This is a genomic window from Erysipelatoclostridium sp. An173 (genome assembly GCF_002160495.1).
GTDB classification, from domain to species: Bacteria; Bacillota_I; Bacilli_A; order Erysipelotrichales; family Coprobacillaceae; genus Thomasclavelia; species Thomasclavelia merdavium.
Window position 1 is genome coordinate 78,295 of sequence record NZ_NFKR01000008.1, and the last position, 21,671, is coordinate 99,965.

At 30.1% G+C, this 21,671-nt stretch carries 19 protein-coding genes, 1 other RNA gene and 1 pseudogene; 19 read left to right on the forward strand and 2 right to left on the reverse strand.

Going from position 1 to position 21,671, the window contains the following annotated elements:
• Positions 1–13 precede the first annotated feature (13 nt).
• From B5F09_RS05425 to B5F09_RS05480, 12 genes are all read left to right on the forward strand, one after another.
• Positions 14–802 (forward strand): Cof-type HAD-IIB family hydrolase, encoded by a 789-nt coding sequence (locus B5F09_RS05425; protein ID WP_087372341.1) that lies wholly within the window; start codon positions 14–16, stop codon positions 800–802.
• Between the two features lie 122 nt (positions 803–924).
• Entirely contained in the window at positions 925–1,629 is a 705-nt protein-coding gene (locus B5F09_RS05430) for a GntR family transcriptional regulator (RefSeq protein WP_087372344.1), read from the forward strand.
• Between the two features lie 120 nt (positions 1,630–1,749).
• A complete protein-coding gene (locus B5F09_RS05435; protein WP_087372346.1) occupies positions 1,750–2,388 on the forward strand; it encodes a corrinoid protein in 639 nt (212 codons plus the stop codon).
• Positions 2,382–3,470, forward strand: a complete 1,089-nt coding sequence (locus tag B5F09_RS05440; protein ID WP_087372349.1) for a hypothetical protein — start codon at positions 2,382–2,384, stop codon at positions 3,468–3,470. Before B5F09_RS05435 ends, B5F09_RS05440 begins: the two co-directional genes overlap by 7 nt.
• Before the next feature lie 17 nt (positions 3,471–3,487).
• On the forward strand, positions 3,488–4,483 hold the full coding sequence (locus B5F09_RS05445) for a uroporphyrinogen decarboxylase family protein (protein WP_239404259.1): 996 nt from the start codon (positions 3,488–3,490) through the stop codon (positions 4,481–4,483).
• Positions 4,480–5,895: an ASKHA domain-containing protein gene (locus B5F09_RS05450; protein ID WP_087372354.1), complete on the forward strand. Its 1,416-nt coding sequence runs from the start codon at positions 4,480–4,482 to the stop codon at positions 5,893–5,895. The genes B5F09_RS05445 and B5F09_RS05450 overlap by 4 nt, the downstream gene beginning before the upstream one ends.
• Positions 5,892–6,527: a DUF1638 domain-containing protein gene (locus B5F09_RS05455; RefSeq protein ID WP_158095806.1), complete on the forward strand. Its 636-nt coding sequence runs from the start codon at positions 5,892–5,894 to the stop codon at positions 6,525–6,527. The genes B5F09_RS05450 and B5F09_RS05455 overlap by 4 nt, the downstream gene beginning before the upstream one ends.
• A gap of 20 nt (positions 6,528–6,547) precedes the next feature.
• Positions 6,548–6,940 carry a DUF4430 domain-containing protein gene (locus B5F09_RS05460; protein WP_087372360.1) on the forward strand — a complete coding sequence of 131 codons (393 nt, stop codon included), beginning with the start codon at positions 6,548–6,550 and terminating at the stop codon, positions 6,938–6,940.
• Positions 6,941–7,426 (forward strand): hypothetical protein, encoded by a 486-nt coding sequence (locus B5F09_RS05465; protein WP_087372363.1) that lies wholly within the window; start codon positions 6,941–6,943, stop codon positions 7,424–7,426. It abuts the gene before it with no gap.
• 257 nt (positions 7,427–7,683) lie between these two features.
• Positions 7,684–8,244 carry a hypothetical protein gene (locus B5F09_RS05470; protein WP_087372366.1) on the forward strand — a complete coding sequence of 187 codons (561 nt, stop codon included), beginning with the start codon at positions 7,684–7,686 and terminating at the stop codon, positions 8,242–8,244.
• Between the two features lie 206 nt (positions 8,245–8,450).
• The gene (locus B5F09_RS05475) at positions 8,451–10,712 is read left to right on the forward strand and encodes a metallophosphoesterase family protein (RefSeq protein ID WP_087372370.1); all 2,262 of its coding nucleotides are present in this window, start codon (positions 8,451–8,453) and stop codon (positions 10,710–10,712) included.
• Positions 10,713–10,771: 59 nt separating this feature from the next.
• Positions 10,772–11,944, forward strand: coding sequence for a YibE/F family protein (locus B5F09_RS05480; RefSeq protein ID WP_087372373.1), 1,173 nt, complete (start codon positions 10,772–10,774; stop codon positions 11,942–11,944).
• 61 nt (positions 11,945–12,005) lie between these two features.
• Here the strand turns inward: B5F09_RS05480 and B5F09_RS05485 are convergent, their stop codons facing one another.
• Positions 12,006–13,151: a DUF871 domain-containing protein gene (locus tag B5F09_RS05485; protein ID WP_087372376.1), complete on the reverse strand. Its 1,146-nt coding sequence runs from the start codon at positions 13,149–13,151 to the stop codon at positions 12,006–12,008.
• A gap of 104 nt (positions 13,152–13,255) precedes the next feature.
• Between B5F09_RS05485 and B5F09_RS05490 the strand changes: the two genes are divergently transcribed.
• Complete coding sequence (locus tag B5F09_RS05490; protein ID WP_087372379.1) at positions 13,256–14,932, forward strand: MraY family glycosyltransferase; 1,677 nt, start codon at positions 13,256–13,258, stop codon at positions 14,930–14,932.
• Positions 14,925–15,404, forward strand: a complete 480-nt coding sequence (locus B5F09_RS05495) for an N-acetyltransferase (RefSeq protein ID WP_087372382.1) — start codon at positions 14,925–14,927, stop codon at positions 15,402–15,404. The genes B5F09_RS05490 and B5F09_RS05495 overlap by 8 nt, the downstream gene beginning before the upstream one ends.
• 40 nt (positions 15,405–15,444) lie before the next feature.
• Here the strand turns inward: B5F09_RS05495 and B5F09_RS05500 are convergent.
• Positions 15,445–16,241, reverse strand: a pseudogene (locus B5F09_RS05500) (HAD-IIB family hydrolase).
• 275 nt (positions 16,242–16,516) lie between these two features.
• Here B5F09_RS05500 and secG point away from each other — a divergent pair.
• From secG to B5F09_RS05525, 5 genes are all read left to right on the forward strand, one after another.
• Entirely contained in the window at positions 16,517–16,747 is a 231-nt protein-coding gene (gene secG, locus B5F09_RS05505; protein WP_087301625.1) for a preprotein translocase subunit SecG, read from the forward strand.
• Between the two features lie 52 nt (positions 16,748–16,799).
• The gene (gene rnr, locus B5F09_RS05510) at positions 16,800–19,073 is read left to right on the forward strand and encodes a ribonuclease R (protein WP_087372389.1); all 2,274 of its coding nucleotides are present in this window, start codon (positions 16,800–16,802) and stop codon (positions 19,071–19,073) included.
• Positions 19,074–19,087: 14 nt separating this feature from the next.
• Complete coding sequence (gene smpB / locus B5F09_RS05515; RefSeq protein ID WP_087301621.1) at positions 19,088–19,540, forward strand: SsrA-binding protein SmpB; 453 nt, start codon at positions 19,088–19,090, stop codon at positions 19,538–19,540.
• Between the two features lies 1 nt (position 19,541).
• Positions 19,542–19,894, forward strand: a transfer-messenger RNA (tmRNA) gene (gene ssrA, locus B5F09_RS05520).
• Positions 19,895–19,960: 66 nt separating this feature from the next.
• Positions 19,961–21,085, forward strand: a complete 1,125-nt coding sequence (locus B5F09_RS05525) for an XRE family transcriptional regulator (RefSeq protein WP_239404260.1) — start codon at positions 19,961–19,963, stop codon at positions 21,083–21,085.
• Positions 21,086–21,671 lie beyond the last annotated feature (586 nt).

The following is a 21,671-nucleotide window of genomic DNA, read 5'->3' on the forward strand; positions in this document are numbered from 1 at the left end:
ATGAGGTGGAAAGATGACAAAAGTATTATTTTTTGATATCGATGGAACATTGACAGAAACTCATGCCGGGGTTCCAGAAATGCCAGCTGGTCTGCAAAGAAAGATGCGTGAGTTACAACAACAGGGGAATTTACTTTTTATTGCCAGTGGACGACCATATGCTTTTATCTCTAAGACGATTTCTGATTTTGGTTTTGATGGGATGGTTTTAGCTAATGGGGCACATGTTGAATTAAATGGTGAGTTTATTTATCAACAGCCAACTAATCTACAAAAAACTATTAATTTAATAAAACATTTAGATGAAAAGGGTTATGAATATATTATCGAAACTAGTCGTGGTTCTTATTTGAATCCGGAATTTAAAGTATTAGAAGAATTTTTTATTAGCTGTGATATTAACGAAGATTATTTGATTACTGATTTTAATAAAGATGATGTAATTGATCAATGTTTGAAAATTGAAGTTAATGTTCCGGTGGATAAAATGGATGAAATTGAAGATATTATTAAAGATGATTTCAATTATGATAAACATGGAACTGAAAATGCTTTTGAAATATATTCTAATGTAATATCAAAAGCAACTGGAGTACAAAAAGTTTTAGAACACTTAAATTTAAATCATCAAGATAGTTATGCTTTTGGTGATGGGCTAAACGATTTAGAAATGATTCAGTTAGTCGGTACTGGAGTAGCGATGGGCAATGCTGTACCAGAGTTAAAAGAAGTAAGTGATTTAGTCTGTGATACCATTCAAAATAATGGCTTAGAAAAAGTTTTAGTTGAATTATTTGGCTAGGATATTAAATTAGTACCATATAATAGTGGTACTTTTTTTATTATTAGAAATAGTTTTTGTTATTTACATATTAGTAATTTTTTTTTAAGATAGAAGTAGCTTATAAAAAGGGAGAAGGTAGTATGGCAGCTAAATATCCAGAAATAAAAAAATATATTTTAGAGCAGATTGATAATGGAAAATTTAAAGAGGATGTTATGTTGCCCTCTGAAAAAGAATTTACAGAATTATTTAACGTTTCTAGAATGACGGTTCGAAGAGCTTTTGATGATTTGATCCAGGATGGGGTATTGATTCGTAAACGCAGTAGTGGTTTGTTTTTAGCTAAAAAGAAAATGAGTCGGTCAATGAATCAAATTTCTGTTAGTAAAGATGAACAACTGCATAAAATCTTTAAGCAGTTAACAGTTAAAGTGTTAGAAGTAAAAGTTATTGATGATAATTATATTGCTAAAGAATATTTTAATCTTGAACAAGAAAAAATAATAAGGGTTAAAAGAGTACAATTAGGAGATGGACAGCCAATTGTCTATGAAAAAATTTATTTACCACTTAAATATTTTACAATGGTAAAAAAGGAAGAGTGTTATCAAAGTTTTGAAAATGTCATTGAAAAACATTTTTTAATAAAACAACAAGAACTTTCTAATCAAATTATAGTAGAAGCTAAGGTCGCAAATAAAAAAACGTCGTCATTGTTACAAATACCGATTAATAGTCCAATTCTACAATTAAAAATTATTGCTAAGGATAGTAGTGATAAAATATATTATTATGGTATTAATTCTTATCCAGGAGATCAGTTTGTATATTGTGGGGAAAGTTAGATTTTTAATCTAGCTTTTTATTTCTATTTCAGAAATTGTCTAGACAATTATAAATGATAGCGTTATATTATAAGTAGGTATAAATTAAAGACAAAAACTTAATGGATTGGAGGTAAAAAGATGGACAAATTATCAGAAATTAAGGAACTTATGCAACAAGGACGGGCTAAAAATGTTGTTACTTTAGTACAGGAAGCTTTAGATGAAGGAATTGAAGCTAATGTAATTTTAAATGATGCTTTGCTTGCGGAAATGGCAATCATCGGTGATAAATTTAAACGGGAAGAAATTTTTGTCCCAGAAGTTTTAGTTGCTGCTAGAGCGATGAATAAAGGGGTTGAAGTTTTAAAACCATATTTACAAGATTCCAGTAACATTAGTAAAGGAACTGCCGTACTTGGAACGGTAAAAGGCGATTTGCATGATATTGGAAAAAACTTAGTTAGAATCATGATGGAAGGTAAAGGAATCGATGTTATTGATTTAGGTACTGATATTAGTGCTGAAACATTTATTGATGAAGCTAAAAAGAATCATGCTGATATTATTTGTTGTAGTGCTTTGCTTACAACAACGATGCCTGAAATGAAAAGAGTAGTTGATTTAGTTAAAGCGGAAAATTTAGATGTTAAAGTGATGATTGGTGGGGCACCGGTTAATCAAGAATTCTGTGATGAAATTGGAGCTGATTATTATACTGATGATGCAGCTAGTGCAGCTGATGTAGCAGCATCTATTTTGGAGGGAAGAGCATGTTAACGAAAGAAAAGAAACAACAGTTAATTAATGATTTTGAAGACTGGTGGGATCATAAATTAGAAAGACCAATTATCCAGGTTACTTTAAAAAAGAAAAATACTGAAAATGTAGCTAGTCGTGGTCAGCTTTTAAAAATGGTTTATGATAATACTTGTCCCGCAAGTGAAGTGGCTAAAAGCTACCGAGCTGTTTATGAATCTAATCTTTATTTAGGGGATGCTTTTCCTAATTTTTACATGCGTTCTACTGGAATTCTTGGGGCAATGCTAGGTCAAAGCTATCATATTGATGAAGAAAGAGGAACAATCTGGTTTGAAGAAATGAAAGGTAAAGAACTTCAGGATATTCGACCTTGCTTAGATGAAAATAATTGGTTATATCAAAGAGGAATGGATTTAATAAAAGCATTCCAGGAAGAATTTAAAGATGATATTGCTTTTGGAATTCCGAATCTAGGCGGTATGATGGATATTGTTGAATCAATGCGTGGTGCTAATAATTCGTTATTGGATTTATATGATGATCCTGATGAAGTTACTAGATTAAATGATGAGATTTATAACGCTTATGAGTTTGCATATAAAAACTATATTGAACAGATTTCTAAACAAAAAGGATTAGGATATTCAGGATGGATATCTTTGTTGTCGCAAAAACCATACTTTATTTCACAATGTGATTTTTGTTGTATGATTGGACCAGCTCAATTCGATGAGTTTGTTACTGATACTTTAAAAAAAGAAGTTGATTTGATTGAACGTTCTTTCTATCATTTAGATGGTCCTGGAGCGGTTAGACATTTAGATCGAATTATTGAATGTGGTTTTGCAGGTATTCAATGGATCAATGGAGCTGGCTCTAAACCAATAGATGATAAGCAGTGGAGTGAAATTTATCATAAGGTTCATGATGCGGGATTGTTATTACAAATAAATTGTTATAATAAAGATGAGTTGCGTTTTATTGATCATATCGTTAATTTATTGCAGAGAACAAAAGGGTTAGCGTTTATTTGTGAAGGTAATGAAGAAGATCGTGAGGAATTTGAAAAGGTTTTAAATAAGTATAGAGTACCTAGATAGGTTAAAGGAGAATTATGATGGATGAATGGTTAAAACAAATTAGAATAAAGAAGAATAAACGAGCAATGCCGGTTTTGACATTTCCAGCGATTCAATTATTAAATACATCAGTTGAAAAATTAATTAGTGATAGTAATTTACAAAGTGAAGCCCTAAAATTAATTAATCAACGTTGTCATCCTTTAGCTATCATGGGATTCATGGATTTATCAGTTGAAGCTGAAGCTTTTGGTGCTAATATTCGTTTTAGTGAAGATGAAGTACCAACGGTTGTTGGTAGTATTATAAAAAGTGAAGAAGATGTAATAAATTTAAAAGTACCTAAGGTAGGTACTAAAAGAACCCAAATATATCTTGATGCAATGAAAAAAGCTAAACAGGAAATTAAAGATTGTCCAGTATTTGCCGGATGCATTGGTCCTTTTTCCCTAGCCGGAAGATTATTAGGAGTTAGTGAAGCGATGATTTGTTGTTATGATGAACCAGAAATGGTACATCTAGTATTAAAAAAGGCAACTGAGTTTTTAATCAATTATCTTCAAGCTTATAAAGATCTAGGTATCGATGGGGTATTCATAGCAGAACCGTTAGCTGGTATTTTATCACCTAATTTATGTGATGAATTTTCTAGTCGCTATGTTAAAGAAATTGTTTCAGTTTTAGATGATGATAGTTTCCTTGTTGCTTATCATAATTGTGGTAATAATACTTTAAAAATGGTAGATACGATTTTATCAACTGGCTGTCGCCTTTATCATTTTGGCAATGCCATTTCAATTGAACAAATGTTAAAACTAATGCCTAAAGATGTTATGGTAATGGGAAATATTGATCCGGTTAGTTTAAAAGATGCTAGTAAAGAAGATGTAATAGCGGCTACTAATGCTTTATTAGAAGCTGTTGGTGATGTTGATAATTTTGTTATTTCTTCTGGCTGTGATATTCCACCTTTTGCTAAATGGGAAAATATTGATGCCTTTATGAAAACGGCTCAAGAGTATTATCAAAAATGAAAACAATATTAGATGTAATTCAAGAAAAAGGACAGTTATTACAAGGTTCTTGTAACGGTCATCAAAAATGCGGTAAATGCAAAATAAAAGTTTTAAATGAAAATTTTCCAGTTACCCCATTAGAGAAAAAAATATTAACGCCTCATGAAATCGCAATGGGAATTAGATTAGCTTGTCTACATGAATATCAAGAGTCAATTAAATATCAAATCTGGCAATCTGATATGAGTATTTTAACGAAGATGTATTTAAGAAATAATGATAATATTATTGAAGATGGTTATGGTTTAATTACTGATATTGGGACAACAACAGTTGTTATGTGCTGGGTTGATTTAAAGACAGGTAAAATAATTGCCACTAGTGCTTTTAAAAATCCCCAAGTAGCTTATGGTAGTGATGTGATTTCTCGGATTGAATTTAGTAAAAAAAATCAAAAGCAATTAACAGATATCTTACTTTCAAAAATAGAAGCAGCGCTCATTGAAAAAGCCGATATAAAAATTAAACGGATGATAGTTTGTGGTAATACAGTGATGACAAATCTTTTTTTAAACTGTGATGTTTCTAGTCTAGGACATGTTCCCTTTAAGATTCCGATAAAAAAGACCCAGATTATTTCATCAAAACAAATTTTCAAAAATATTAACCAGCAGTTTTTAGTATATACATTTCCTCATATTGGACCTTTTGTTGGTGGTGATATTGTTGCCGGGATTTTAGCTTTAAATATTGATAAAGAAAATAATTTGAAAATGCTTATTGATTTAGGTACTAATGGTGAAATTGTTGTTGGTAATAAAGATGGCATGTTGGCAACTTCTTCAGCTGCTGGTCCAGCTTTTGAAGGAGTAGGGATTACTTGTGGTGGTCCCAGTATTCCTGGTGCTATTAGTGAGGTTACGATAAAAGATAATAAAGTAACTTATCTTACTATTGATAATAAGGCTGCTAAATGTATTTGTGGCAGTGGCTTAATATCATTGTTTGCAAGTTTAAAACGTAATGATATAATTGATGAGCTAGGAAGGTTTAAAAATTCTAAAAAACAATTTAATATAGCTCCTAATATTTATATTACTCAAAAAGATATTCAAACCTTCCAATTAGCTAAAGCAGCGATTCAAGCTGGTGTAAAAGCATTATTAGATGAAAATGGCAATGTTGATCAAATTTATATTTCTGGAGGCTTTGGCAGCCATCTTCAGGTTAAAGATTTAGTAGAGTTAAAAATATTACCACCAGGGGTTAATGTTGAGTGTGTTAATAATAGTGCTTTAAGTGGCGCCTATACCTTGTTACGTCATCAGGATTTAAAAAGATTAGATCATATTGTAGATGCTTGTAAAAATATTAATTTGGCTGAATATCCAGATTTTGATGATTATTTAATTGATGGTTTATATTTTTGAAATATAAAGTTATTTCCTGTGCGATTTTTCAGCCGTATATTGAATATTTGACATTTGACAAGGAACAATATGTATTTACCTTTTTAGAAATTTCACAACATAATCAACCTAAAAAATTAGCTAAAGCGATTCAATTAGAAATAGATCGTAGTGATGAAAATGAATTTGATAAGATTATAATATTATATGGTGTTTGTGGTGGGGCATTGACGGCTTTAAAGACTCGTAGCATTCCTTTGGTTGTAATCAAGGTCCATGATTGTATGAGTATTTTGTTAGGATCAAAAGAAAGATTTGAGCGATTAACTGAAAATAATAAATCGATAGGCTGGAGCTGTTATGCTTTAAAAAAGGCAAATTATACTAATGATAGTTTATTAAAATGGCAAAGTTATTATGATGAAGAAACAATTGCTTATTTAAAAGAGATGTTATCAATTGATGTCAGTTATTATATTTCTTTAAACATTCCATTAGATGATGAATATTTGGATAGTGAAAAACAGGTACTTACTGGTGATTTGAAATTTTTAGAAAAAATAATTAATTTGAAGTCTAATGAAATAGTAGATGTATATCCAGGTCAAAGAATTGTTTTATCAATTGATGATAATGTAATTAAAATTGTTTAATAATCGGGTAAGGAGAGTATATGAAAAATAGAGTAAAAATATTAGTAGCGTTATTAGTAGCTATTGTTGTTTTTAGTGGAATTGGATTTTATTTTTATCAAAGAGGCAATAGTGATGTTAAGGAAGTTACAGTAGAAATTATTTCTAAGCGTGATGATTTTAATGAAAAAGAAAACTATAAAACTAATATCGAATATTTAGGTGATTTATTAAAAGAAGAAAATATAGTTACTGACTATGAAGATAGTGAGTATGGTATGTATATTCACGGAGTTAAAAATATGGCAGATGATCCTTCGGCTCAGTACTGGTGGAGTATATCAGTTGATGGTAAAAGTGCTACTCAAGGTGCTGATGCTTTAGTATTAGAAGATGGCAAGACTTATACTTTAGAATTAAAACAGGGCTATTAGATGAAAACTAAAGAACTGGTAACTATTGCTATTTTAGCGGCTTTATTGTACATCGTACAAGTTGCTTTTAGTTTTCTGCCGAATATTGAACTAGTTTCATTGTTGGTTTTGGTTTATACATTAGTATTTGATAAAATGACATTAAAAATAATCGCTGTTTTTATTATTTTAGAAGGAGTCCAATGGGGCTTTGGTTTATGGTGGTGGAGTTATATCTATGTTTGGCCAATTCTTTATTTTGTAGTAAGGTGGTTAAAAAATTTTATTCGTATTGATGATAGTATTTCCTGGGCAGTGGTTTTAGGTTTTTATGGCTTGTTTTTTGGGATGTTGTTTTCATTAGCGTATATTTTGATTTCGCCATCGTATGCATTTACTTATTGGGTATCAGGAATCTTGTTTGATGTAATTCACTGCATTGGTAATTTTTGTTTATGTTTAATTGCATATAAGCCCTTATATGCAATTTTAAAACGATTTAGATAATTAAGATTGTAATTAGTTTTATTACAATCTTTTTTTATAAAAAATGATGATTTTATCGATATTTTTTGGAATATATATTGATATCTATGAACATTATGATATACTATAAGTAGAAGAAATAATATAAATATTTTAAATAATAAAATAGAAATGAGGGATTGGATATGGGATGTTTTGATTGAAAAATTAGTTAGATAATAAAAAATAGGAATATTAAATAATTGAATGATTATTTAATATTGAAAGGAGCTAATCTTATGAAACGCGAAGCATTGAATCAAATAAATAAATTTGTTGATTTTCATCCAAGTCCTAGAATTAAGATTAATATTTGTTTAGAGGGAAATGAAAAAGAAGATAGTGATAATTTGATTTTTGGTAAAAAGATCGTATTAGATCATAATGGTAAACATCAAGAAATTGATTATAGTGATGTTAGTGAAATTCGTTTATCAATGTGTAGTCGTATTTATAATCAGGGAGTTATTGAATATAATCCGGCTAAGTGGTTTGTAAAAATCTGGCAAACTGGGGCTGTTGGAACAGTAATGGTTCATATTCAATATTATTTGGACTTTGATATTGTTTTAAAAGATAATATCTTAAAATTTGAAAATACATGTATATATGATAGTTTGCCGATTATTAGATTTTTAAAAGATAAGGGTGTAGTTGTTAATGATCCATATCAAATTGAAAACATCTTAACAAAGTATCCTGATGCAATGAAATTAGTTAACTTTTTAAATGAAGCTTTTCCAAAAATGGCTAAAAAATATGGCTTAGATAATCCAAGAGGGGTGGAAGCAATTAAATAAGTTAGCTATTAAAAACAAAAAAACAAGTAAGAATAAATGATGTTTTGATTAAGTTTTGCTTAAGAAAAAACATCATTTTTTACGTTTTTGTTAAAATGATAAAGTGTTTGTAAACTTAATTGACTCCCTTTTTTTACGGGGTAAAATAATTGGCGTACTAGATGTACGACAATTTAATAGGTAATTAAGGAAAAAGGGGATTCAAGATGAACGAGAAATTGAAAAAACGATTTATTGTTTCTTTAGCTACTATTTCATCGTTAGCTAGTTTGACAGTTGTACCTACATTCGCCTTTGGTGAATATTCAGGTAATGATGGTACTAGTAATCTAAATAATGGAATTACAGCTACAACTGAATATCAAAACTGGTATGATAACCAATGGAATAACAATGAAGAAAAAGATACTGGTAAAATTGTTTTAACACCAGGAAGCAAACCTACTGATTTAAATTTTGCCTGGTATTCACAAACTAAAGGAACACCAAAGGTAAAAATGTCTACAAATCAAGATATGTCGAATGCATATGAAGTAACTGGAACTGCTACTGATATCAATAAAACTAATGGTTTTAATGCTTATAAAGCAAGTAATAAAGTATCAGTTACTGATTATTTACAAGAAAACACTACATACTATTATCAATATACTGTTGATGGTAACTGGAGTACTGTTTACACTTATCAAACACATAGCTTTACTGATTTTAAAGCCGTATTAGTTGGAGACCCACAAATTGGAGCTTCAAGTAGTACTGGTCAAGGAACAGAAGATGATGAAAGTATTGCTATTAATACTTATGCATGGAATAAAACATTAACAACAGCTTTAGGTGAAAATGGGATTGCTGAAAATGCCAGCTTTATTTTATCAGCTGGAGATCAAATCGATTATTCATCATACGGTTCAAATGGTGAAGGTGAATTAATTCGTGAACAAGAATATGCCGGATTCTTATATCCAAGCGTTTTAAGAAGTGTTCCGCTAGCAACAACTATTGGTAACCATGAATCACAAGTTGATGATTATAGTTATCATTATAATAATCCTAATGCTAGTGAATTAGGGAAAACTGAATCTGGTGGTGATTATTATTATAGCTATGGTGATACATTATTCATTAGTTTAAATAGTAATAGCCGTAATGTTGAAGAACATCGTGCTTTAATGCAAGAAGCAATTAATAGCCATAAAGATGCTAAATGGAAAGTAGTATTATTCCATCATGATATTTATGGTTCAGGTTCTCCACATAGTGATGTTGATGGGGCTAACTTAAGAATTTTATTTGCACCTTTAATGGATGAATTTGGTATTGATTTATGTTTAACAGGACATGATCACTCTTATGCTCGTACTTTCCAAATTTTAGATGGTAAAGTAATTGAAACTGATGGTGTTGGTACAGATACAAGCTCAGCTTATAACCCTGAAGGAACTTTATATATTGCAGCTGGTTCAGCTTCAGGAAGTAAATTCTATACATTAAATACAACTAAACAATATTATATTGCTGAACGTTCTAATACACCAGTTCCAACTTTTTCAACAATTGATTTTAGTGGTGATTCATTAACAATTAAAACTTATGATTATGATGGTAATAAATATGCTAATGATGTAACTCTAACAAAAGATGGTAATGCAACTTCAATTGTTGAAACTAAAAAGGATGTCGAAGCAATTGATACAACTACTGTTACTAGTGGTTCTAAAACAAGAATTGATGAAGCATTAAATAATGTTAATACCGTTTTAGATTCACGTGATGACTTGGAAGCTGTAAATACATTAAGTGGTGCTTATGATTCATCTATCAATGGTAATAATGCAAATGATCCATTAAATTATTACGCTTATGCTCAAGGTGAGTATAAAGATCCTAATTCACAAGCTTTAGTACAAGGTTTCTCTACATTATTAGATAAAACATTATATGAAAATGATACTAACGTAGCAGTAAGTAAAGAAGCAATCGGTGATGCCTACAACAAATTAGTAACAGCTAAAAATGAAGTAGTAACTAAAGATGAATTTACTGCATTAGAAAATCAATTTACAGCAGCTCAAGATCAAATTGCTAATGCTGTAGTTGGTAATAAAAAAGGTGAATATTCTAAAGATGTCGTTGATGCCTATGCTAAAGTAGTAAATACTTTAAAAGGTAATTTAAATGAAGCAACTATTACTAAAACAGAGTTGACTAATTTACAGGAAGAATTAACAGCTACTGTAAATGAATTTGTTTCAAAAGCTAACGCTAATGATTTAACTGATAAACCAGTAACACCTACTACACCAGGTGATGATACATCTAAACCAGCTGTTTCAACTGGAAATAAAACTAATAGTAGTGTAAAAACAGGTGATGATTTACAAGCAGGTGTACCACTAATGGCAGCAATCGTATCATTATTAGGAATTGCTGGTGCTAGAATTCTTAGAAGAAAAAGAATTGAAGAATAATAAAATTTAATCAACAAGGCAGCTTGTTCTGCCTTGTTTTATGCTAATAGGAGGCAGTAATGAAATTAATTCAAAAATTTAAACAAATGAGTAAAAAGGAAAAAATAGGTCACTTTTGTGTTTATGGGGCTATTATCTTATTCCTGGTTTTTTTATACTTTTTTAATAGCAGCATTGAAAAAACACCATTACTTGATGAAAGCAGCGACGAATTTGCAAGAGCACGGGTAGTGGAAATAATTGAAGAAAATCGTGATAGTGAAGGTAATCAAGTTGGTACCCAAATTGTTAATGTGGAAATTTTATCGGGTGAATATGAAGGTGAAATTGTTCAAACTACTAATATTGATAGTTATTTATATGGGGCTGATTGCAAAGTTGGAACAAGAGTGATCGTTCAATTAAGTGAGTATGATGGTAGCCTTAGCGCTAGTGTCTATAATTATGATCGAACGAATACTTTAATTTTGATGGTAGCTTTATTTTTGTTTTTATTAATATTAATTGGTAAGCAAAAAGGATTAACATCAGCATTTGGTTTGATCTTTACGTTTATATGTATTATTTTTTTGTATATTCCAATGATGTATATTGGGTTTTCACCGTTTTTTAGTGCGGTATTAGTAGTAATTTTAACGACAATGGTAATAATGTATTTTATTGGTGGTTTTTCAATGAAAACATTATGTTCAATATTGGGTACAATCGTTGGGGTTGTTATTGCAGGGGTATTTGCTAGTCTTTTTGGAACTTTAAGCAATATCAATGGGTTTAATGTTGATGATATTGAAACGTTGATTTATATTGGCCAAAATAGTCATTTAGATATTAGTGGTTTATTATTTTCAGGAATATTAATTGCTTCACTAGGAGCAGTTATTGATACTGCAATGTCAATTGCCACAACTATTGAGGAAATCAAATATCGTCGTCCTGATATTTCAGCTAAAGAATTATTAAAAAGTGGGATCAAAATCGGTGGCGATATGATGGGAACGATGTCAAATACTTTGATTTTAGCATTTACTGGTGGTTCTTTAAGTACGTTAGTTGTTTTCCATGCTTATGATATGCCATTTTTACAAATGTTTAATTCATATAGTATTGGCATCGAAATTATTCAAGGTATTTCTGGTTCGCTAGGAGTTATTTTAACGGTACCATTTGTTTCAATTATTTCAGCATTTTTAATGACAAGAAAAAAAGTTAGTTTAAATAATGAGTTAAAATAAAAAATACTGCCATAATATATATAAAAGCTACCGGAAAAACCGGTAGCTAAATTTGCAATAACTATTTTTTCAAAGCAAAATGATGTCCTGGTTTAATGAAATCTAATAATTGAAGTTCTTCTTCTTTGATAGTGGCAACTAAGTTACGTTCACCATCATTTGGGATTTCAGTTAAAACGATTTCTAATTCACCACGATAGTGTGCTAAATTATCATTTACGATTAATACGTCACCACGAGTGAATACTTTTTTATCACAGTCATGATGGGGAATATTTTTATCTACAACAGTTTGATTAGAAGATAAACCAAAGTCTTGAACAGACGCTTTTTCTTTAAATTTAACTCTTGGCATACTAGATCTTAACATGAATGATGAATGATCATAACGATCCCAATGAGGTCCAAATTCATATATGATCATTTGTTCGTTAGCAGTGATTTCTGGAACTTCATCAACACGCATTTCAATTGCTTGGAAGTTGATTTTTGATAAAGCTTCTAATTCTTCATCAGTAGCTGGATAGTTACCAATTAAGATATCATCAACATTACCAGCAGCAAGCATTAAACGGGCTTGTAAATCGATTGGTAAACCACGCATGATTTCTACAGTTGGTAAACCGCAGAATACTTGCCAAGGACCAATTGTATTTTCATTGTTGCTTGAAACAAATGCGGCTGTGTGTAAGTTTAACTCTTTCCAGTATCTGTTGTATTCTTGGAATAAGTCAAAATCTAAACCAGTATAACGTTCTGGGAAGAAGTTGTGGCACATAATGATTTGTTCACGGTTACCACCATTTTTGATTAATAGTTCAACTCCAGAATCCATACTAGCATTGAATTCAATTTTAATATTGTCTTGGTTACGAGTAAGCTGGATATCACCTTGTGTCCCAAAATTTCCATCCATTCTGATAATATCTAGTCCTAAATCAACAAATGGTTTTAAATTATCAGGAGTAGCACCGATTAATTTAAATACTTCTGGATTAGTATCAGCAGCTACTTCAAATCCTAATTCATGAGCTTTTGTCATGAATTCTTTAAATTCCACCAAATAACTTTCGCGCTTATCTTCAGGGATTGATAAGAAACAAGTAAAGATTCTTTTAAACCCTAATTTAGCGGCTTTTTCCATGTACGCGTATACCTCTTCTTTTGGTGATTTATCAGGGTATACTGAAATTCCTAATTTATGCATTTCGTTTTCCTCCTTAATAATATCATTATAAAACTATTTAATGATTTTGTCTTGTATTTTATAAAAAAATAATTGATAATATACAAAGATAGGTTGGTGAAAAGATGAATCTAAGTATAATAATGTCATTTGTTGTTACAATGGTCATTTCCGCTATCCTAGTTCCTATTGTTATGAAAGCAGGGGCCCAGCTTGGAATTGTAGCTCATAAAAATGAAAGAACAGTTCATAAAGTAGACGTCCCCCGAATAGGCGGTTATGCAATATATATAAGTTCATTAATTGGATCGGTTATTTTTTTAAAAACAGATCCGCAGATCAATGCTATTTTAATTGCTGGCTTTTTAGTTTTTTTCGTTGGGTTATTAGACGATGTTTATGATCTATCACCGAAAACTAAATTAATAGTTGAAATAGCAGCTGCTTTGATCGTTATTGTTCATGGTAATATTTATTTAAAAGGTTTTGATAATCTGCCTAGCAATTTAGTTCCAGTTATTCCTGGAATTATTACTGTTATATGGATCGTGGGAATTACGAATGCGATTAATTTAATAGATGGTTTAGATGGCTTATCTTCAGGTATATCAATTATTGTCTTGTTTACAATTTCGATGACTTCATATACTAGTGGTCGAACTGATATTGCCTCACTATCATTATTATTAGCCGGTGCTATTATGGGCTTTTTGTTTTATAATTTCCATCCAGCTAAAGTTTTTTTAGGGGATTGTGGTTCTTTATATATCGGTTTTATGATTTCGGTAATTTCATTACTAGGATTTGGTTACAATGTTTCTACGTTTTTTACTTTAGGGGCACCGATCGTTGTATTAATGGTGCCAATTATGGATACATTGATAGCAATAGTTCGTCGTAAAGTTCATCATAAAAAGTTCAGTGAAGCCGACCGAGCGCATTTACATCATAATTTAATGTTTAAATTAAAATTAGGACATCGTAAAAGTGTTTTAGTTTTATATGGGGTTACTTTTTTATTTTCATTAACATCATATATTTTTTATTATGATTCAGCTTTAGGAACCCTGATGTTTATTATTTTAATGTTTATTTTTGAATTATTTATCGAAATGACTAATATGGTTAGTCGAAAATATAAACCAGTATTAACGATTATTAATATTTTCTTAAAAAGCGATAATTTACCTAAGATTAAACATCTAGAACGTTATCGAGCTAAAAGAAGCGAACGTAGAAAAATATTTGATCGTTTTATGGTTATTATTTGTTTAGGTGCGGTTATTTTTGCAGTAAGTACATATTTCTATCCTAGTACTACAATTGAAAATCCAGCCCAGTATGTTGCTACACCATATAGTCAAAGTGATTCTAATGAAATATTGAGTGATATTTATAATCGTTTAGATCGTGCTTTTCAAAGTGGTTTAAGCAGTGAAGAGTGTCAGTTAGCGGCATCATATTTTGCAGTTGATTATTTTACGTTAAATGATAAAGAAGAAAATCAAGTAGGTGGTATTGATTATATTTATCCTAGTTTGCAAAGTGAATTTAATTCATTTGCGTTGAAATCATTTTATTTATATCGGGATACTTATCCGAATTTAGAAGTAACTAATTATGAAATTATTTCTTATTCACCTTCAAAAGTTGTAATTGAAGGATTAGAGGATAATGATTATTATAATGTATTGATTTCTTTAGAATATAATGTTGAAGATCAGCAGCTTCCTACAAGTGCTAATATCGTCATGGTTTATGATAGTAATCGTTATTATGTGGTAGGTGTTGATAATGCTTAGATTTGAATTGGTAAAGGTAGTTGATGAGCAGTTGTGTGCTTTTCATCAACGACAAACTGATTATTATCAAATAGAAAAACTTACACCTACTAAAGAGTATTTGATAAATGACATGCATGCTCCTGATGGTTTTGATCAAAATGATCATGTTGTCTATAAAGTATTTGATGATGATAGTTTAGTTTCAATTATTGATTATCAAAAAGGATATCGTTATTCGATGATTCATGATCAAAAATGTGTCTGGATTGGTTTATTTTTAGTCGATCAGAATAAACAAAGAACAGGACTTGGAACGAAAATTATTAATAAATTTATTGATGAAAAATGCCAGCAATTTGATTTGATTCAACTAGCATGCATTAAAGATAATCAAAAAGGATTAGCTTTTTGGCACAGTTTAGGATTTGAAAAAATTGGTTGCAGTAAGTATCGCGATTTAGATGTTATTGTTTTACAACGAAATTTATAATTATAAAACACCTCGTATGTTAAATAAGAGGTGTTTTTGACTAGATTTTAAAATATTTATAAAATGCTTTGGCAATACCATCGTTATCAACACTATCAGTAATATCATCACTAATTGCTTTAATTTCATCAATGGCATTGCCCATTGCAATACCATGACCAACAAGCTGAAGCATTTCTTTATCATTGATACCATCACCAAAAGCATAACTGTTTTTTTTGGAATACCTAATTTTTCAAACATGTATTTACATGCAGTTCCTTTAGTAAAGCCTTTTTTATAAACGTCCATTCGAATTAGTCCGGTATAATAAGGTACTATTGTAAAATCTTCTTTTAATTCATCATAACAAGCTTGTAATTGTTCGATTGTTTTAAATAATACACAACATGATATTGCTTCAACATCTTCAATTTCAAATTTTTCAATTAAATTAGCAGGACGAGCGCTGGTTCCTGAGAACATTTCACGATGATTAGTTACCATTGGATCATCTGGGCAAGCACACCAGGATAGTTCATGACCACCAAACATACTTTTGCCATCATATTTTTTATAAGCAGCCATTTGTTTAGCTATTTCATCTTTAGTAAAAATATCATCGATCCATACTTGATTATTAAAAATAATATAATGGCCATCATTGAAAATATAGCCATCAAAATCAATGTCCTGGATACTACTAGGGACACTTCCTCTAGCCGTAGCTACAACAATATAATTTTTTTGTTGTTTAAATTCATTTAAAACGCGCATTGTCTCACTAGTTGGGTGTATAATATTATTAGGAACATTGATCATTGTTCCATCAATATCAAAAAAAGCAATTTTTTTCATTTGATTTCTCCTTATAATAGCTAATACTTTTGATAATTATTATAACAAAAATTTAAATACAATGATGATAGTTTCCTGATTTTGAAATAACCATTAGTTAAGCTATTGTAGTACTTTAAATTAATGCATTTAATTAAAAAGAGTGAAGAGGTAATGAAGGAAGTTAAAAATGATTGATGTCAGCGAACAAAGTAATCAGTAAATCATTGTTTTTTGAAAAAAAATATGTTATTATGTTTTAGCAATGTATCAAAGTATCTATTAGGAGGCATATTATGTTTGAAACTGTTTTAAATGGAATATTAGTTGCTGTATCGATAGCACTTATTATATTATGTTTATTACAAAGTGGTAAGTCTGATGGAATTGTTAATGCTTTAACAGGACAAAGTTCAAATTTATTTGCTCATCAAAAAGAAAGAGGAGCGGAATTGATTTTAACAAGAGTTACTGCTGGATTAGCGATTGTGTTCTTTGTAATTGCAATCATTTTACGAATGTCATAATTAATAGGGCTAAGGTCCTATTTTTATTTTCAAGAAAGGAGGAGGTGAAACTATGAAAGAGGAAATATTAGCTTTATTGAAGGATAATAGTTATTTAGAGCGTTCGATAGACTTAATTGCTGCTAAATTGAATTATCAAAGCAGTGAACAGTTCGTCAAACTGGTAAAAACATTAAATGAACTTGAAGATGAAGGTTTAGTAGTTCGTAATAAGTATAATCATTATTATTTACCTAATCAATTTGGTATGGTATTAGGAACATTGACCCTTAATAAACAAGGATATGGTTTTGTAACTGTTGAAAATCAGGAAAAAGATATTTTTATTCCACAAAGTGGTTTGAAAGATGCCTTTAATAAAGATACTGTTTTAGTTGAGATAACTAAAAGTGGTGATGACAAAAAACCTGAAGGAACGATTGTAAAAGTCGTTAGTCGTGGTCAAACCAGATTTGTTGGTGAAGTTAAAAAAGGAAAACGAGAATGCTATGTTGAAGTAGATGATCGTTTATTTAAAAATCTTATTTTTGTTGATCATGCTCATTTACATGGAGCAGTAGTAGGAAATAAAGTTGTTGTTGAAATTAAAGTTTATAAACCATATTTAAAAGGTGATATTGTCAAAGTTCTAGGACATCGAAATGATCCGGGAATTGATGTTTTATCAGTAGTTTATGAACATGATGCACCAGTAGAATTTCCACAAGATGTTTTTGATCAAATCAGTGATATTAAAGATAGCGTTACTGCAGATGATTTAGATGGTCGCGTGGATTTAAGAAATGAAGTTATCGTAACTATTGACGGTGAAGATGCAAAAGACTTAGATGATGCTATTTCATTAAAGAAATTAGATAATGGTAATTATTATTTAGGGGTGCATATTGCCGATGTTTCTTATTATGTTGGTGAGGGTACACCTTTAGATAAAGAAGCATTTGCAAGAGGAACATCAATATATTTGGTTGACCGAGTTATTCCAATGTTACCGCATAAATTATCTAATGGTATTTGTTCTTTAAATCCTCATGTAGATCGTCTAACTATTTCTTGTTTTATGGAAGTTGATTCTGAAGGAAAAGTTGTTGATCATGAAATTGTGCCATCAGTTATTAACTCAACAGAGCGTATGACTTATACTAATGTAAATCGTATTTTAGCTAATGATCAAGCTATGCAATTACAATATAGTCATGTTAAAGATTTATTTTTCTTGATGGAAGAATTAGCATCGATATTACAAAAGAAACGTTTTAAACGTGGTGCAATAGATTTTGATGCTAAGGAAGCTAAAGTAATCGTTGATAATCGTGGTAATCCAATTGATGTTGTATTAAGACAGCGAGGAATTGGTGAACATATTATTGAAGAATTTATGTTGCTGGCTAATGAAACTATTGCTGAACATTTTTATTGGTTAGAGTTACCGTTTTTATATCGGGTTCATGAAAATCCTAAACCAGAAAAATTGTTACAGTTTGCAAATGTTGCTAAAACATTAGGTTATACTATTAAAGGTTCACTTGAAAATGTTTATCCTAATGAATTAAGTGCTATTATAGAAGCAAGTAAAGACACACCAGAGCATACAATTATATCTACTTTATTGCTTAGATGTATGCAAAAGGCTCGTTATGATGAACAATGTTTAGGACATTTTGGTCTAGCTGATGAGTTTTATACGCACTTTACATCACCAATTAGACGTTATCCTGATTTAATTGTCCATCGGATGATTAGAAGATTTATTTTTGAAAATACTGTAGATAAAAAGACTATTCGCTATTATCAAGAACTAATGCCAGAAATCGCTGAACAAACTTCATATCGGGAACGTGAAGCAATTGATATCGAACGCGAAGTTGATGATATGAAAATGGCTGAATACATGGAAAAGCATTTAGGTGAAGAATTTGAAGGAACAATAACTTCAATTACTAATTTTGGTTTCTTTGTAGAACTTGATAATACAATTGATGGTTTAGTTCATGTTACAGATTTAACCGATGATTTTTACTATTATGATGAACGTAACTTACGTTATGTTGGTCAAAGAAATGGTAAAGTATTTAAGATGTCTGATCGAGTAAAAGTCAGAGTAGCTAGTGCATCTAAAAAAGATCGAACAGTGGATTTTGAAATTGTTGGTATAAAATCTAACAAAAAACCTAGAAAAACTGTTATAATAAATAAGCGAAGTGACAGTGAACGTAAAAAACGACGCAACGATTCATCTCGTCATAGAAAACGACATGAAGAACCAGAATTTGCAAGACGCAATCGTAGTCGTTATAAAGGAAAAAAGAAAGTAAGAAAACGTCGTTAATAAAAAAAGGAGAAATGGCTATGAAAATTATTTCTAATAACAAAAAAGCATATCATGATTATTTTATTTTAGATACATATGAAGCAGGAATTGAACTTAAAGGTACTGAAATTAAATCAGTACGTTTAGGTAACGTCAATTTAAAAGATGCTTTTATCAGAATTAAAGATAATGAAGCTTTTGTAGAAAATATGCACATTTCTCCTTATAGTCATGGCAATCGTTTTAATCATGAGCCAAGACGTAATCGTAAACTTCTTTTACATAAAAAAGAAATTTTAAAAATTTCTAATAAAATAAAAGAAGGAGGCTTGACAGTTGTTCCAACTAAGTTATACTTTAATACAGGCAGTAAAGCCAAATTAGAAATTGCAATAGCTCGTGGTAAAAAACTTTATGATAAACGTCAAGATATTAAAGAACGTGATTCTAAAAGAGAAATCCAGCGAGCTCTTAAGAATTACTAATGGGGATGTCCTGGGTTCGACAGGTATATGTCTGACCTTAGCTGCAGTCGAAGGCATTCGTTAAATGCATCAAAAAAATAACTGGAAACAGACAAACTAATTACGCTTTCGCTTAGTCGACATAGACATGAAAGCTGCCACTGTTTAATGTGCCTATAATTAAATAGCTGGTATCATAACTCATAGGATAAGAACAGTTATAGCTTAGGTAACTGTTACGAAAATCTTATAAGCTCGTTAGGTGGAAAATTGCTCATTGATTGTAGCCTAATTAAATTTATTTAATGAGATAAACTGTAGACGCTTTGGAGGGATTATGCTTGGACAGGGGTTCGATTCCCCTCATCTCCACCATAAAAGGATTTAGGACACTTTAATTTTTTAAGTGTCTTTTTAAATAACAGAAAGGATGTGTTTTTCATGAATTATATTTTAAAACAGTTTGATAATGATTTATTGTATTTTTCTATGGAAAATACAAATGATGGTTTAGAAGTAAAAATTAAAACAGTTAGTGAAGAGTTAAAACACTTATTACCTTTAGATCTAGAATTAACAAATCAATCATTAAAAAAATGGTTAGAAAAAAGAACAATCCCTAGAAATAGGGCATATGTTAGCAATTTTTTAGCTCGCCTTGGATTGAATGAAAAAGATACTAAAGGAATTATAGATATATGTCAGGGACTATCATTAAATGATTGTTATTGGATAGTTCAAGAAAATTGTAAAGATAAGTTTGCAGATAAAAATTTATATACAAATTCTTTTAATACAAATATCGCTTCTATTGCCTTTACGGGTTATGGAAGTTATACAAGAAGTTCGTTTCGTTCATCACCTGAATTTACGACAAATGGAATGCTTGCAAAATCATGGCGTAGAATTAAGGGTAAAGTTCTTCTTTATAAGTCGGGTACAGAAGGATTTGCTAATAGTGGGTTAGAACCATATTCGGAATATTATGCAAGTCAAGTTGCAAAGACTATGGAACTTCATTATGTTGAATATGGATTATCTAAATGGAAAGGTAAATTGTGCTCGACATGTGAATTATTCACAAGTTTAGACAAGTCATTTATTCCAATTGGTAGACTTGTAAAAACTGGAGGAATTGAAGCGGTTAGAAGTTACTATCAAAGTTTAGGAGAAAATTTCTATCAAGAGTTTATTGATATGCTTGTATTTGATGCTGTCATTTTAAATGAAGATAGACATTTTGGTAACTTTGGTTTATTGATAGACAATCAAACTAATAAAATTATTGCCCCAGCACCAATCTTTGATAATGGACTATCATTACTATGTTATGCTATGGAAGATGATTTCAAAAATATTAATAATTATATAGAAACAAGGCAACCAGCAAGTTATCAAGATTTCATTGCTTATGTTAAGCCGCTCATGAATAGTAGACAAAAGGAAAAAGTAAGAAAGTTATTGGATTTTCATTTTAAAAATCAATCAAAATATAGATTAAGTAAAAATAGATTAAAACAATTAGAAATAGTAATCCAACAAAGAGCAGTGTCTTTGTTGGATTAAGATAAATTCATTGAAAGGAAAGATAGTTCATTGTTGATTAGCGAATTATATTATCTATTATTTTCAGAATAAATTAGTTGTTTTTTAAAGAATAATTTTATAAATTAATCATAATAGGCAAATTGTTTTAATAATAATATTATAAAAAAGGAACGTTGCAGCGTTCCTTTTTTCGTTTCTATGACATCTTTACGATTTTTGCCTATAGATATTATATAGTATGCTCTAGTTAAAATTAAATATCCTTTATTTAGTGTTAATACATATTTTTTTAGCTGATTATTTTTTGATAGATGTTAATGCTGGAATAAAAAACGGATTAGTTAGTATATAGTACAATCTCATAAGCTTAAATCAAAAATAGGAAAGAGTTATATAACAATGACTAAATCAATATTTGCTGATGATTTGAAATAGGAAGTAGTTCAATATGTATTTGATTATCTGATGAATCTAAAGTAGCTACTTAAAAAGTGTGGTATAAAAGTCAAGATAATTTGACCAATTTGTTGCAATTAAGTGTTCTCAGTTTTTTTAGGATTTAATTTATCTTTGATTCGATAAGATGGACCTGTGATATTAAATA